Source organism: Hymenobacter roseosalivarius DSM 11622, from assembly GCF_900176135.1.
GTDB classification, from domain to species: Bacteria; Bacteroidota; Bacteroidia; order Cytophagales; family Hymenobacteraceae; genus Hymenobacter; species Hymenobacter roseosalivarius.
Genome location: NZ_FWWW01000100.1, coordinates 1 through 14725, shown reverse-complemented (window position 1 = coordinate 14725; position 14725 = coordinate 1). Strand labels below are relative to the sequence as shown.

Genomic DNA, 14725 nt, shown 5'->3' with positions numbered 1-14725 from the left:
CGGAAGATTGGCGCTGACACGGTGGCAAGTTATCCAATGTTGGTGCGTTAATGTAAAGAAGGCGGAACAATGAAAACTTTGCGCCTGACTATCGCTTTGCCCTAATTTGCGGGAGTATTATGCTTCGCTACCCAGAATCATTGCCGTATTTGTAGCGCTTACCTTCTTCAAAATCAAACCTGCTCCCATTTTTATGAAAGCCAGCATCAACGCACGCGAGGTAATCTACCAGATTGAGGGCGAAAGCGGTCAGGTCGAAGATAAAGTGCTTCTGGCTGACAGCATCGACCTTACCTATGGTTCCTCCTGGGCCGACGCTGGCTACACGGTGGCGGAATTATTGCCGGCTCCCGAGCAGCAGCAACTACAGGCAGGCCTGGAAACATTGGTACGCGAGGCACTAGCGGCGGCCGGCTTACCCGTCGCGGCTGATTTTTCGGTGGCCGACTACCACAAATTGATTGGTGATGACCAGCAGCGGCATCTGGCCGTGGTGAATATGACGAAGGAATACTCCATTGACCGGTTGCCCTTGCCAGCGGCTTTGTTAGAGGCGCGGGTTTCGGAGCTATGTGGCCACCCGGTACAAGCCTATAACCCTTTTGATCAGATGCGTCTGTTTCATCTGCGCTTGGTAAGGCCCGGCCGCTCCGATAATAATCCGCTCCACCGGGATGTGTGGCTGCCTGATTATGATGACTGCATTAATATCTACGTGCCGGTAGCTGGCAGCACTGCCGACTCTTCCCTGAGCCTGGTGCCAGGCAGTCACTGGTGGCCCGAAAACCGCGTAGAACGCACCCAAAATGGGGCTGTGTACAATGGCGTAACTTACACAGTGCCAGCTGTCAAACATACGGCTGAACCCTTGCGGCTGATTCGTCCCAATCCAGCTCCTGCGGAAGTGTTACTGTTTTCGCCTTATCTGCTACACGGCGGCGCGGTAAATCTTAACATAGATGCCACCCGCTTATCATTAGAAATGCGGTTCTGGGCGGTATAGGCAGTAGGTTTCAGCTAAACTATGGCATTACGGATTCACCTGGGAGTCATATTGATAAGCTCTGGTGCACGATACGCTAATCTTGCTTTAATCTTATGGTAGGGCTTAAACAGAATTACCCGCTGAACTAATTTCCGCCCATTGAAATATTAGTATTATTTATTTGTAATTGTCTATTATTTAGGGAATAACCATGTCACAAATAGCCCTATTCTTTCCTTGTTAAGCGAGTGGTTTATGGAGAAATTTGGATATAAATTAAATGCTAGTGACACGCTTATGAAAACTACTGTCTACTATCGTCGTCAAACATACCTAGTTACTTTATTGCTGGCTGTAAGCTGCCTGCTGATGCTCATTACTATCTAGAGCATTCAGTAAGATATCAGGTGCCAACGCCGAAAAGTATTTCACTTCTGCTTATTTATCATTCCGCAGCGTAGCTGCTGGCATCGCGGTTGCCGTTCCGCCCAAATCAAGCGTATATAGACTGACCTTGCCCACTTCGGCTACCAGTCGCCGCCGCGGATAGCAAGCCAATACGTCCGCCGCCGAATAGCGGATGAGCTTTCTCGTCAATTCATCATTGGTAAGTGTGCTGCGGTTCAGAAGCAGCCAGGCCTGCTGGCCGGACTCCAGGCGAACGGAGTCGCGGGCCGCGTAACGCCGGAAATGGATACCGGGGGGCTTTTTATGCCCGTAATAGTAGTCATAGTTGCTTATCAGGTAGTCATCCACGAATACTACGCCTTGCGCCGGCGGTCGTAAGTATCCTGCAATCAGCTGATTCTGCGCAAAGTGTGATGATACGCTTGGCTTGGTCATGAAGTAGGCTGGCCTGATTGCAGTAGTGCCGCCCACCACCAGCAGGAGCAGCGCGGCGAAGGTATATGTGCCGGGCCGCCGCCAGCTGGCGCGGGCGGCGGGATTAGCTAGGAGTGCTATTAATCCAAAATACACGCTTAGTCCGCCATAAATCACGGAAACAGAGCTTCGCGCCCAGCCCGCGCAAGCCAGCAAAGCCAGTGCTATCCAGCCCGCGCCCCGTCCGGAACGGCTAAAATTACGCAGTCCAAAGCCTGCCGCCACACATAGCGGCGGCAGCAGGGGAGTGGCCATGCGCGGCAGCAGGGTAATGGGGTTATACTGCGTAAGGGAGGTGCTGCCAAACCAGTAAAAAGCCAGCGTGGAGCCCACCAGCGCCAGCCAATAGGCAGCATCTGAATCGGGCTGGCGGCGCTGATTCAGCAAGGCTGCTACGGCTAAAACTACGGCTCCGCCCAGCCCAGTGCTGATGAAAAAATTGGGGGGAGCCATGGTAAGACGATAGAACAACGTATTGCGCTTGCCCAAGATGTAATTGCCTTCTTTCAGGAATTCGTTGGTGCGCTCAATCAGGTGAATGCGGTATAGCGCGTCATTGGTATACACTTGATAAAAGAGGAGATACCCCAGCAATAAACCTGCACCCATAGCGAAGGCAGTCAGCCAAAATTGACCATTGCGACGGCGCCGTAGGTCTAGTAGAAAGATGCCCAGGTAAAAGGGCAGATAGTAGACAATAGTCTCTTTGCTGAGCAGGGCCGCGAAGTTGAGTACAGCAAAGGATGCTCCCCACCAGCCCACGGAAAGCTGCCCATCACGCCGTCCGATAAGCAACGCGCAAGAGCAGGATAAACACCAGAACATCAGTATATTATCAGGATAAAGATAGTTTGTAAGATTAAGGTTAAAGTAGTGCAGCCCCAATAGCAGCATTGCCCCCGCTGCCACGATAGGTTCGCGCTTTCCGTACAAAAGCCAAAGCACTGCCGCGCAGCCTAGCGTAGCCAGCAGCGGCCATAAAGTGGTGGTAATGATATTGATGCCGAAAAGCCTGTACAGTAAGGCAACGGGCCCAAAAATCAGGGGCCTTTCACGCAGCGGATCAACGAGCAAACCCATGGGGTCGGGAGCCAGCTGGAAGGTGCCCGTGGCCAGCTGGTGGGCGTAGCGGGAATAGTAATAATCGTCGAGGGCGTACAAGCCCTCATGCGTCAGGAAGAAGTACGCGACAGTAAACAGCCCCACCAACAGGAGCGTGAGGAAAGCCAGACGAACGAACGGACGAGTATTCACGGCCACAAGGTAGGCAGCCCGGCGCAGCACCTACTAACTTAAGTCCCGCCGCTCCCTACCTTGCAGGCATGAACACCGCTACCTTGGGGGGCTTTTTTCGGGTATTGCTGCTGCCGCTGCTCCTGTTGCTGCTGGCCATCGGGGGGCTGGGTGCCTACTACGAAACCAACGACGATCTGATTATTACGCAGCTGCTACGGGGGACTACGGCCGCAGCCCCTGTCACAAATTTGCATCTGTATTTCCACGGCTTTGCGCCCGCGCTGACCGCCCTGTACGCGCGCTTTCCGGCGGTACCCTGGTATGGCTTGTCGCTGTATGCTTTGCTCTACGCGGCCCTGGTTTTGCTTTTCGCGGTGCTTAATCGCCTGCTGGCCCCTAGTCTGACACCGTGGCAAATAACCCTGGTGCTGATCCTCTTTTTTAGCCTGGTCTTTATCGAAAACAGCCTGTGGTTCAACTATATGCGGGTGCCCTTGTTGCTGGCCGGGGCCGGGGGGCTTTTTGCGGCCCAACGCACCGGCCGAGGCTGGGCCATAGCACTTGGGTTAGTGGCTTTCGGGGCGGCCTGGCTGATTCGGCCCAGCGCGGCGGTGCTGGGGCTACTGGTTGTAGTGCCCGGTGGGCTGTGGCTGGGCCAGCGCCGCGGGGCCTGCGTGCTGGCGGCGGCGTTGCTACTGGCCGGGCTGGGTGGCCTCACGCTCACGCTCACCCGCTCGGTGGCGGCTACGCGCTTCCGTGTCCTGGATGTGCTCAAGTCCAATCTCAACGACTTTCAGCTTTATCAGCCGCAGCCAAAAACCACTTCTGATACTCTTGGCGTGCAGGCCGTTAGCCACTGGATTTTAAGTGACTCAACAGTAGTCAACGAAGCTTTTTTCCAGCGAACCATCCCCAAAAACGCTGACTACTTCCTACGCCAATCCGCGCCTGCTAAACTGGTCACATTGGGCAAGTTGGTCGTGCGCGACTACTTTCCACTGTTACTGCTGAACGTACTCATTTTTGTGAGCCTGCTACGCAATCCGCCCATTCGCGGCCGGCTTTTTTTCTGGCTGACTCAATTTGGCTTTGCCTTACTGATCCTAAGTATAGGAGTAGGGCTGAAGCTGCCGCCGCGCCTGGGGCTTCCGCTTTTCACGCTCTTCACCCTCAGCAATGTTATTTATTGGTTGCGACAGACGCCAGCAGTACGCGTACCGTTTCCGCGCTTAGCATTGGTTGTGTTGGTTCTGATAACAGGAATTTACGGCTACAAAACGTTGCATAGAAAGCAATTGCTAGCCGCCGGGCGTCTGCATCACGAGACCTATCTAAGCAAGTTAGCCCGTGCCACGGCTGGGGGGCAAATTCTGGTTACGGCTAACCTGGAAGTTGCGTATAAGTCGTTGTCGCCGTTTCGGGTGTATACGCTGCCGGGGCCACAATTGCCGCTCACGGGGTGGGCCACGCTGCATCCCTCGCTGCCCGCGCTCCGGCAACAGCTCACCGGCACGCGCGACTTCAGCACCAGCTTGTTTCGCTTGGCCCAGCGGCCCGGTGTACGGTGGGCTTTAGCCCCCGAAGTAATCCCGTTTCTGCAGCGCTACACTCAGTATCACCGACCAGCTGGCAAGCTCGGCCTGACGTTTAGCCTCCTTAATAGGATAACGCCGGACTCCACCTTGCCGCAGCTTTATCATGTGCGGCCAAAAATTATAGAAAAGCCCTAAAAGCCAAAATTTTGTAATAGCCCTTGCAAGGCTATATATCGTATTTGAGAAATGCGAATGCCTACCTTTGGCCTTCCGTTCCCTTCTACTCTTCTACCCAACGTCATGCTCGCAACCGTAACCTCCCGCGGGGAGGTGCTTCAGCATCTGGAATCCTTTTTACGGGAAAACATGGGCTCCTTCCTTAAAAAAGTGGAAGACAGCTGGCAGCCCTCCGATTTCCTGCCCGACTCCCGCCTCGATACGTTTTTTGACGAAGTAAAGCTCATGCGTGAGCGCGCCAAAGAACTCAGCTATGACCTGCTGGCCGTACTCATCGGCGACACGATTACGGAAGAAGCACTCCCCAATTACGAAGCCTGGTTTCACCAGCTCGACGACCTCAACCGCGACCCCAACAACGGCTGGGCCCAGTGGATTCGGGGCTGGACTGCGGAGGAAAACCGCCACGGCGACCTGCTCAACCGCTACCTCTACCTCTCCGGCCGCGTAAACATGCGCGAGTTTGAGGTGAGCACCCAGTACCTGATTGCCGACGGCTTCGACCTGGGCACTGCCCACGATCCGTACCGCGCTTTCATTTACACCAGCTACCAGGAAGCCGCCACCAACCTTTCGCACCGCCGCGTGGGTACGCTGGCCCGCAAGGCCGGCGACGACCAGCTCTCCAAGCTCTGCGGCATGATTGCCGGCGACGAGTCGCGCCACGCCCGTGTGTATCAGACGTTTGTTGACAAGATCTTCGAGGTTGACCCATCCGAAATGATGCTGGCCTTCGAAGATATGATGCGTAAGAAGATTGTAATGCCCGCCCACTACATGCGCGAAATGGGCGTAGATATGGGTAAAACTTTCGGCCACTTCACCGACGCCGCCCAGCGCTTGGGCGTGTACACCAGTCAGGATTACACTGACATTCTGGAAGGCCTGATCACCACCTGGAAAGTCGACCAAATCACTGGCCTCAATGGTCAGGCAGAAAAGGCCCGCGAATATATCATGGCGCTCCCCAACCGCCTGCGCCGCGTCGCCGACCGCATGTCCGTTCCGAAGTTGGAATACAAATTTAAGTGGATCGAGTAATCCATAGAAGATGACAAAAAAGCCCCCCGGAAATGTTTCCGGGGGGCTTTTTATATAAATAGCTTGCTGCTGAGTGCAGGCTCGGCTTCAGGGAGTTACTCAATCTCGGCCACTTCGCGGGCGAGCTGCTGTACATCGCTTTTCATGAGATTAACGTTAGATTCGAGTTGGTCGAAGAGGTTGGCCCGGATCCGTAGCGCATCGGCCCGATACGTGCCACCGGCCCCAAACAGCAGGTTCTCCAGTTGCTTTTTTTCGTCTTCGTTTTTAGCTCCCAGCTCCCCGGCCGTCAGCCAGCGCTTCAGCAGGCGCTGGCGTAGCGGAGGTTGCCCGGCCCCCCGGATGCCGGGCCGTGACAGAAAATTCCAGACCGCGGCCGGAAACACCCGCGACTCGGCTGGGCCGTGCCAGATGTCGCTCAGGGCATTGCGGTGGTGGGTGAACGGGATATCGGCCGCCGCCGACGTGCGCAGGCTGGAGTAGCCCAGCGCAGCCCCTACGAGGCCAATGGCAATGCCGACGGGCCGGTAAATAGTTTTACGCACATTGAACAAAGACATCAGGCCAGTAGCCACCGTGCCCAATGCCCCGAGCAAAATAGCCATAATGGTGAGGCGCTTAACGCGGGAGCCGGCTTCGTCGAGTAGGTAGTCGGCAATTTGGTCGGCCCGCTCTTCCTCACAGTCCAGCTCGCCAGCCGTGCTGGAAATCTCCAGCACAACGTCGGTCAACTGGTCGCCCACGCGCTGCCGGGCCACGACACGCGGTAGCGAGCCCGTCGGCGTAGCCAGCAGATCGCGCAGGTGGGGCACGAGTCCACATACGTTGGCTGTGCGCACGGCGTCGGCCGAGAAGGTGCGGGTCAGCAGCGAATCGGCGACTACTTCTGCTTCTGGCAGTACCACGTAGCCGCGGGGAGCCATGACGGGCGTCAGTGGGGCGCATTCACTTTCGTCAGGCACATTTTCCGGGGCCAGAGAGCGAGTGGCCGTGTTGCAGCCGCTTACTAGTACCACGCTGCCAACTACCAGCCCGTAGAGCTGAGAACGACGATGGAGAAAGAAGAAGGGCATAAGCGCGCGGTGTTGATAACCTAAAAGTGACTAACGCAACGCTGTATGGTTGGGTTTGCGGGTGGCGGAGGCACAGAGTTCCAACTCTGGCGGCTACTTCCTAATCAAACAAGCCTGGCGCGGCCACCAATGCCTGCGGATGAACTCGTGCTGCCTCCCAGCCAACCAAAGCCACTTTGCGAGTCGCGCCCCAGCGGTACTGGCCCAGCTCGCCGGTCTGGCGAATGACCCGGTGGCAGGGGATGAGGTAGCTGATGGGATTGTCGCCCACCGCGGTGCCTACTGCCCGCACGGCCCGCTCGTGGCCGGCTACGCGGGCCAACTGGGAATAAGTAGTAAGCTGGCCTTCGGGAATGTGCAGGAGGGCGGCCCACACTTTCAATTGAAACGGCGTGCCTTTCAGGTGCATGGTGAAGCGGTCGGTGGGAGAGAAGGTGCCATTGAAAAAGCGCGCCACCTGCCCGTGAACAACCGTTTCCTGAGCTGCAAGAATGGCTTGAGGCCACTCCTGATGCAACTCGGCTACGGCCGCCTCATCAGTTTCGGGGAACACCAGCTTGCAGATGCCTTTGAACGTAGTGGCTACCAGATAGCGCCCGAAAGGACTATCACCGAAGCTATAGTCGATATGCAGGTCGGCACCGCCCTGGCGGTATTCGCCGGGCGTCATGGCCTCCAGACTCACGAATAAGTCGTGGAGGCGGCCTGGGCCGGACAGGCCGGTTTCGTAAGCCGTATCGGCGACGGAAAGCTGCTGGCGCAACAGGGTTTTGGCGTGGTCGAGGCTGAGGTATTGCAGAAACTTCTTCGGCGACATGCCGGCCCACTCCTGAAACTTTCGCTGAAAGTGGAACGGGCTCCAGTGGGCCTGCCGGGCCATTTCGTCCAGATCAGGCTGCGTTTTAAAGTGAGTGCGGGCGTAGGCAATGGCCGCCGCGATACGCTCGTAATCCGTCATCGGTAGAAGGCTGAGGTGGTAATCAAAAGTACTGCCGCGCCGGTTTTGCTACCACCCGAAACTTGCGGTGTTTGGCACAGAAAGCCCCCTGAATTGGAGCCGAGAGGTACTACGACTCCAAAGTCGTAGTACCACTATTGTTGAACGACCTTTGATTATGCAGGCATCAGCAGCGATAGTGGTACTACGACTTTGGAGTCGTAGTACCACCCCAGCCACATTCAAACCTACTGCGCCCGAGCAGGAGCATCATTGAAGCCGGCCACAGCCAGCACCATGCCGGGCTCCATGGTGTAGGTCACGGTGCGAATGCCACCCGAGGGCGTGCTGTTCGGGTCGTCGGGCCGATACACGGGGAAGGAGCGGAGCAACTGCCTGCCTTCTACCCGAAACGCATCCTGGCCCATATAGCCAGCGGCGGCGGGGCCGCTTAGCTCTGGCAAGGTCAGGGGTCGATGGCCTTGATTTATAAACTCATAGCCTACCAAGCGGCCGTAAGAACCGCTGCCCGCGCCCGCCACGAAGATGAACAGCTCCGGGTACTTGTCGTCGTTGAGGTTGGTGGCTACCGCGTCGCTTACCTCGCCTTCAATGGGAATGGAAGTTGTGTACAGCTCGCGGTTGTCTTTGGCAGCGCGCAGGGAAAGGATACGCTTGGTGCCGGTGCCGGTGGTTTGCACGCTGAAGCGGTAATCGTTCTGAGCTACTTCTTTCTGGAAACTAATGGGCACCGTAGCCTCCGCACTCGGCGCGGCCGGATTGGCACCTTCAGTGACCGTGCGCTGACTGTCGCACCCGCTGCCCACCACACTCAGCCCCACCAAAATGCCCCCCAGAATACCTTGGAAAGAATACTGCTTTATAACGAAACGCATTGATGATATAAGTCATCGGCCTACCTTGGCCGACCTCTTCCTGCAAACGACGCATAGCAGTCCAGGTTGCGCCGGGGGGCTTTTTGGATTCGCTAGGGCTGTATCTGCACACCTTTCCAGAACGCCACGCGGCCCTGGATCTGTTTGGCGGCGTCTTTGGGCTCGGGGTAATACCAGGCGACATCTTTGTTCAGCTCGCCATTTACCCGCACGGAGTAGTAGCTGGCGCGACCCTTCCAGGGGCAGGTGGTCTGGGCGATGCTGTCCTCAAAAAACTCGCGCTTAATGGAATCGGCGGGGAAATAGTGGTTGTTCTCCACGACAACCGTGTCGTTGCTCTCGGCCAGAATCGTATTATTCCAGATGGCTTTCATAAGTAAAAGAAGTTGGGTAGGAAGAAGTCAGGGGGCTTTTTTACGAGTGTCGCCCGCTGATTGTGACGCCATTATACTACAAACAAGCAGCACCGTTGTTCAGCGCGCAAACGCGTGCCGTGGTGTGTTTCGGCAAAGCTGTAACTTGCTTGTGGTACTCCGGGTGAACATTGCCGGCCACGCCGTTGTTCTCAGGCTTCAATCTCCCTTCCTATGGCTGCTGGTTTTCGCTTCCGGGACTTCGTGCCCGATGAGTCGCCCGAAAAAGGCTTCGACTCTTTATTCAAGATATTTATGCAACTGGTCACCATCACGTCCGGCGACGTGGGGGAGGCGCTTTCCTGGCTTTCCCAGCTCGACAAGCAATACGGCCTGACCGAAGGCGAGTACGGCATCGGCAATTTCATCGAAGACCTGAAAACCAAGGGCTACATCGACGAAAACGAGCAGGAGCGGGGGGCATTTAAGATAACGCCTAAAACCGAGCAGGGCATTCGGAAGAGTGCTTTGGAGGAAATCTTCGGTAAGCTCAAAAAGAGCAACACCGGCAACCACCGCACGCCCCACACCGGCCAGGGCGACGAGCAGAGCACCGACATGCGCGAGTTCCGCTTCGGCGACTCCCTCGACCAGATTTCGATGACCGAGAGCATTCGCAACGCCCAGCTCAACCACGGTCTCACCGATGAGTTTATGCTGGCCGAAGGCGACCTGGAGGTGCGCGAGAACGAGCATAAGTCGCAGACCAGCACCGTGCTTATGATCGATATTTCGCACTCCATGATTCTCTACGGCGAGGACCGCATCACGCCCGCCAAAAAGGTAGCGATGGCCTTGGCCGAGCTGGTAAAGCAGAAGTACCCCAAAGACTTCCTCGACGTCATCGTCTTCGGCAACGACGCCTGGGAAATCAAGGTAAAGGATTTGCCTTACCTCGAAGTTGGCCCGTACCACACCAATACCGTTGCCGGTCTGGAGCTGGCCATGGACCTGTTGCGCAAGCGCAAAACCGCCAACAAGCAGATCTTCATGATTACCGACGGTAAGCCCACCTGCCTGAAAGAAGGCAACGGCTACTACAAAAACAGCTTCGGGCTGGACCGGAAAGTGGTCAACAAAACTCTGAACCTGGCCGCCGCCGCCCGCCGCCTCAAAATCCCGATCACCACCTTCATGATTGCCTCAGATCCGTACTTGCAGCAGTTTGTGAACGAGTTTACAGAGGTCAACCAGGGCAAAGCCTACTTCAGCGGCTTGAAAGGCTTGGGTCACCTGATTTTCGAAGACTACAAAAAGAATCGTCGCAAGTCGTTGTAAGACAGTATGTAGCTAAGAGGCGTAGCTGACGCAAAATTACTTTTCATGGCAGCCGCCGGGGTTTCGTAACTCCGGCGGCTTCTTTGTTTTTATAGGTCTGAGTGTGCTTTGATAGCGAACTGTTGGTTCTGCGGAGGGGCGTTTCGATGCCCAGCCCAGGCATAATTCCTCTATGCTTTTCTCTTAATTGCGTAGTAAGGATAAGCCAATGCTCAAAATGAGCGAGTTATAAGCTTGGGGCGTCTGCTGGTGACGGGGCTTGTGGTGCTGATGTAGCTGGAAAGAGAAGAAAATGCCCCCCGCCTTCTCTTATTGATTAAATGCTCTATGAAGAAGCCCTCCGATATAAGTGAACCATTAAACACCGCCAAGCAGGTCGACCCGGCTAACGCGGGTGCCATCAGCCGCAACCAACTCACACCCGAAGCTGCCACTTCACCCCAGGGCCACGACGTACCCGGCCACGACCACGCACCGGTGCTGCCCGCGCCCAAGCGCACCGCCGACGCCGATGCCTGCTGCAGCGTAGAGCAGCCCGCAAAAAAGGCCCCCACCGCCAACGACCACGGCGACCATAGCCACGATGACGCAGGGACAAATCCCTATCTGTGGCCCGGCGTTAGCTTGGCGCTCCTGCTCGGCGGCCTGGCCCTCGATTACGCCGATGTAGCCTTCTTCACTGGCCCGGTGCGGCTGCTCTGGTATGGGCTGGCCTTTGTGCTAGTGGGTTGGAAGGTGATTCGTTCGGCCGTGTATAGCATTCCTTCCGGCAATATTTTCAATGAGTTTCTGCTCATGAGTCTGGCTACGCTGGGGGCGTTTGCCATCGGTGAGTATCCTGAAGGCGTGGCTGTGATGCTATTCTATACCGCGGGCGAGCTGTTTCAGGACGCCGCCGTGAACCGCGCCAAGCGCAGCATCCGGGCCCTGCTCGAAATTCAAGCTACTGAAGTGACGGTGGTGCGTGGGGGGCAAAGTTTAATATTAGACCCTCAGCAGGTGCAGCTAGGTGATGTAATAGAAGTTAAGCCCGGCGAGAAAGTGGCGCTGGACGGTACGCTGCAAATTGCTGCGGCCAGCTTCAACACGGCAGCTCTCACGGGCGAATCGGCCCCCCAAACCAAGCAGGCCGGCGAAACGGTGTTGGCCGGCATGATCAACCTGGAGCGCCTGGTGCAGATAGCAGTAACTGCTACCTACCAGGATACCAAGCTGGCCAAGATTCTGGCCATGGTGCAGGACGCCGTCGGCCGCAAGGCCAAAACCCAGCTTTTCATCACCCGCTTTGCCAAAGTATACACGCCCATCGTGGTGGCGCTGGCCACGCTGGTTATTGTGCTGCCGTACTTTATAGTAGACGACTACGTGTTCCGCACCTGGCTTTACCGCTCCCTCATCTTTCTCGTGATTTCCTGTCCGTGTGCGCTGGTGGTGAGTATTCCACTGGGCTACTTTGGCGGAATTGGGGCAGCCTCGAAGGCGGGCATTCTGTTCAAGGGCTCCAACTTTCTGGATGTCATGCGCGAAATTGATACCGTGGTGATGGACAAGACCGGGACGCTCACTCAGGGCGTATTTGCCGTGCAGCAAGTGCAGCCGGCCCTCGGGACCGAGACCACCCAACTGCTTCGGTTGGTAGGCGCGCTGGAAACTAAGTCTACCCACCCCATTGCCAAGGCCGTGGTTACGCATGTAGGTTCGGCCGCAGCGGGTGTGGCCGTGGACCAGGTAGAAGAGATTGCCGGCCACGGCCTGCACGGCCTCGTAGACGGTCACGAGGTGCTGGCCGGCAACGCCAAGCTGCTCACCCGGTTCAACGTGCCGTATCCCGCAGAAGTGGAGCAGGTGGCAGACAGCATCGTCGTAGCCGCCGTCGATGGCCAGTACGCTGGCTACCTAACCGTGGCTGACGCGCCCAAAGAAGACGCGGCCCAGGCCGTGCAGGAGCTGAAAGCCGATGGCATTACCAAGCTGGTAATGCTTTCCGGCGACAAAGACAGCATCACCCAGCGCGTGGCCAAGGAGCTTGGCATTGACGAGGCCCACGGCGGCCTGCTGCCCGAAGACAAAGCCCGCTACGTGCAGCAGTATCTCAAGGAGGGACGCAAGCTGGCATTCGTGGGTGACGGGGTAAATGACGCTCCCGTGGTGGCTCTGGCCGACGTAGGCATTGCCATGGGCGGCCTCGGCTCCGACGCCACCATCGAAACGGCCGACGTGGTGATTCAAACCGACCACCCCAGCAAAATTGCCACCGCCCGCCGCATTGCCCGCGCCACGCATTCGGTGGTGTGGCAGAACATCTGGCTAGCATTTGGGGTGAAGGCCGTGGTGCTGGCCCTAGGTGCCGGCGGCTTGGCTACGATGTGGGAAGCCGTATTTGCCGATGTCGGCGTGGCTCTGCTGGCCATCCTGAACGCGGTCCGCATTCAGCGCATGAATTTCACTAAGCGATAGATTTGCCCCCCAACTGCCCCAGTCCGAAGGCTGATTGTTACGCAGCTTATTTAGTTTTCGGCACCGGTGCAGCAGCCTCCTTTAGCTGCTGCAATACCTGCTTCGCTGCCCAGCGCCCCGATTCGATGGCTCCATTCAGGCGGCCCCATTCACCAAGCGACGTTTCGGCTCCGGCCCAGAGCAGGGTTCCTTGCCATATGGGTTGGCGCAGTAGTTCGGGGCCCTGCAATGGTACCTGCAGGGGCAGCTGCTCATCGCCGGGCACGCTGGTGAACGGCTCCTGCGCCCAGTCCAGCTCGTGGTAAGCGAGCGGGTGAGCAGCCTGGGGGCCAAATAAGCGCGTCAATTGAGCCAGCACCGCGGCCTTGCGCTCCATGAGTGAGGCGGTACGCAAGGGATGCGGTGTGGCAAAGAATCCAAACAACGCACCCAACTGAGCATTTTCCGGCGAAGCATCGTGTATCTCCAGCAGCGGTCCTACCTGGCTGACCGCAAAGCCCGACCAGCTATGTGCCCGCCAGAAGGGCTGCTCATACACCACCACGCTCTTCATAGCATGACTCATCCAGGTTGGCACCGTGCGTAGCGTCTGGTGCAACAGCGTCGGTAAGGCAGGCTCGAATTGGATACTGTGGGCTATTAATCGAGGCGGCAGTGCGACCACCACGGCGGAGGCTATATATGTGCAAGTGCTGTCGCCCTGCACCGCCCGCACTTCCACCCCCTGGCCATCGGGCAACTGGCGGATGGCCGTCACGTGCGTGCTTAACTGGAGGCAGTTGGCTGGCAGGCGCTGGGTCAATGTACGGCAGAGCACGGCCGCGCCCCCAGCAAAGCGCAGGTAGCCGGTTGAGCCAGAGGCTTGCGCCAAACGGTAGATGCCCTGCGGCGTCTCGTAGATGGTAGTGCCCGCGCTGTGCTGCTCAAACGGACGGATGCCTAGCTCCGGCAGCAAGTGCATTAGCTCTGGGTGGTGCGCCCAGCCCCAAGTAGCTCCCAGATCTATCAACTCAGCCTCCGGACTACCCGAAAGCGCTGGCACCGCCCACGTGCGCCCCCCCACCCGGTCGCGGGCCTCCAGCACGCGTACGGGCACCCCCGCCATTTGGAGGGTATAGGCAGCCATCAGGCCAGCCAGCCCCGCCCCAATGATGAGAACGGACGGCATTGGGGTAGCAGAAGCAGGTAATGGGGTAGTCATGTAGAGGAGAGGGGCGTACGGCGGGGCGACTGATATTTCTGTTCAGATAGCAAATGTACTTCACGGCGGCTAGGGCAAAAGTGGGTCTGAACTTCGGGGGATTTCACGTTTGCCTTATTGCCTGCGGTCAGTGTCAGGAAGTAAGACGTCACTGCCATCAACGAGGTGGTGACGCAAATACGGCAGGGCTTTTCTGCTAGCAGTGGCTACTTAAAAAGATAATTTTTAGGCGCTGATTTTTAGACCAATAGATATAGGACTTACGCACTTGAAGTTTCTCAACGGGCTTTTACCACATCTGAAGCCACTTTTGTTTCTTCAAGCGGAACTAATTGGCGCTTAAAAATAGGCCCTCAAAGGCTGGAAACGAGGTTGAGGCGCCAAACGCGTAAGTCCCAACTGTTTTAATCTATAAAGCCATATGCAAGCCTCACCGCCCTGATACTACAGGAGCATGCTTGCTGCCGTGGACTCTGAAATTCTCTGTGTGGAAAGGAGCTGACCATTACTGGTCTGTCTGATTTCTAAAGAAAAAGCCCCCTACAAGTCCTGAT

The 14725-nt window shown here is 56.9% G+C and carries 11 protein-coding genes; 5 read left to right on the top strand and 6 right to left on the bottom strand.

The annotated features are described in order from the left end of the window. The first annotated feature begins 193 nt into the window (after positions 1–193). A complete protein-coding gene (locus B9A24_RS19450) occupies positions 194–1003 on the top strand; it encodes a phytanoyl-CoA dioxygenase family protein (protein WP_143435078.1) in 810 nt (269 codons plus the stop codon). A gap of 420 nt (positions 1004–1423) precedes the next feature. On the opposite strand, the gene B9A24_RS19445 is transcribed toward B9A24_RS19450, so the two are convergent. Continuing rightward, positions 1424–3121 carry an ArnT family glycosyltransferase gene (locus B9A24_RS19445; protein WP_143435075.1) on the bottom strand — a complete coding sequence of 566 codons (1698 nt, stop codon included), beginning with the start codon at positions 3119–3121 and terminating at the stop codon, positions 1424–1426. A 68-nt stretch (positions 3122–3189) separates the two neighbouring features. Between B9A24_RS19445 and B9A24_RS19440 the strand changes: the two genes are divergently transcribed. Continuing rightward, positions 3190–4833: a hypothetical protein gene (locus B9A24_RS19440; RefSeq protein ID WP_084447689.1), complete on the top strand. Its 1644-nt coding sequence runs from the start codon at positions 3190–3192 to the stop codon at positions 4831–4833. Positions 4834–4938: 105 nt separating this feature from the next. After that, on the top strand, positions 4939–5916 hold the full coding sequence (locus B9A24_RS19435) for an acyl-ACP desaturase (RefSeq protein WP_084447688.1): 978 nt from the start codon (positions 4939–4941) through the stop codon (positions 5914–5916). A gap of 95 nt (positions 5917–6011) precedes the next feature. On the opposite strand, the gene B9A24_RS19430 is transcribed toward B9A24_RS19435, so the two are convergent. The 4 genes from B9A24_RS19430 to B9A24_RS19415 all read right to left on the bottom strand — a co-directional run bounded on the left by B9A24_RS19430 (position 6012) and on the right by B9A24_RS19415 (position 9196). Continuing rightward, complete coding sequence (locus B9A24_RS19430; RefSeq protein WP_084447687.1) at positions 6012–6989, bottom strand: AAA family ATPase; 978 nt, start codon at positions 6987–6989, stop codon at positions 6012–6014. 100 nt (positions 6990–7089) lie between these two features. Next, a complete protein-coding gene (locus B9A24_RS19425; protein WP_084447686.1) occupies positions 7090–7947 on the bottom strand; it encodes a bifunctional transcriptional activator/DNA repair enzyme AdaA in 858 nt (285 codons plus the stop codon). Between the two features lie 227 nt (positions 7948–8174). Continuing rightward, positions 8175–8822 (bottom strand): hypothetical protein, encoded by a 648-nt coding sequence (locus B9A24_RS19420; RefSeq protein WP_084447685.1) that lies wholly within the window; start codon positions 8820–8822, stop codon positions 8175–8177. A 92-nt stretch (positions 8823–8914) separates the two neighbouring features. Beyond that, entirely contained in the window at positions 8915–9196 is a 282-nt protein-coding gene (locus B9A24_RS19415; RefSeq protein ID WP_084447684.1) for a DUF427 domain-containing protein, read from the bottom strand. Between the two features lie 213 nt (positions 9197–9409). Between B9A24_RS19415 and B9A24_RS19410 the strand changes: the two genes are divergently transcribed. Continuing rightward, the gene (locus tag B9A24_RS19410) at positions 9410–10513 is read left to right on the top strand and encodes a vWA domain-containing protein (RefSeq protein WP_084447683.1); all 1104 of its coding nucleotides are present in this window, start codon (positions 9410–9412) and stop codon (positions 10511–10513) included. A gap of 327 nt (positions 10514–10840) precedes the next feature. Beyond that, entirely contained in the window at positions 10841–12970 is a 2130-nt protein-coding gene (locus tag B9A24_RS19405; RefSeq protein ID WP_084447682.1) for a heavy metal translocating P-type ATPase, read from the top strand. A gap of 46 nt (positions 12971–13016) precedes the next feature. Here B9A24_RS19405 and B9A24_RS19400 read toward each other — a convergent pair whose 3' ends face one another. Beyond that, the gene (locus tag B9A24_RS19400; RefSeq protein ID WP_159452109.1) at positions 13017–14138 is read right to left on the bottom strand and encodes a flavin monoamine oxidase family protein; all 1122 of its coding nucleotides are present in this window, start codon (positions 14136–14138) and stop codon (positions 13017–13019) included. Positions 14139–14725 lie beyond the last annotated feature (587 nt).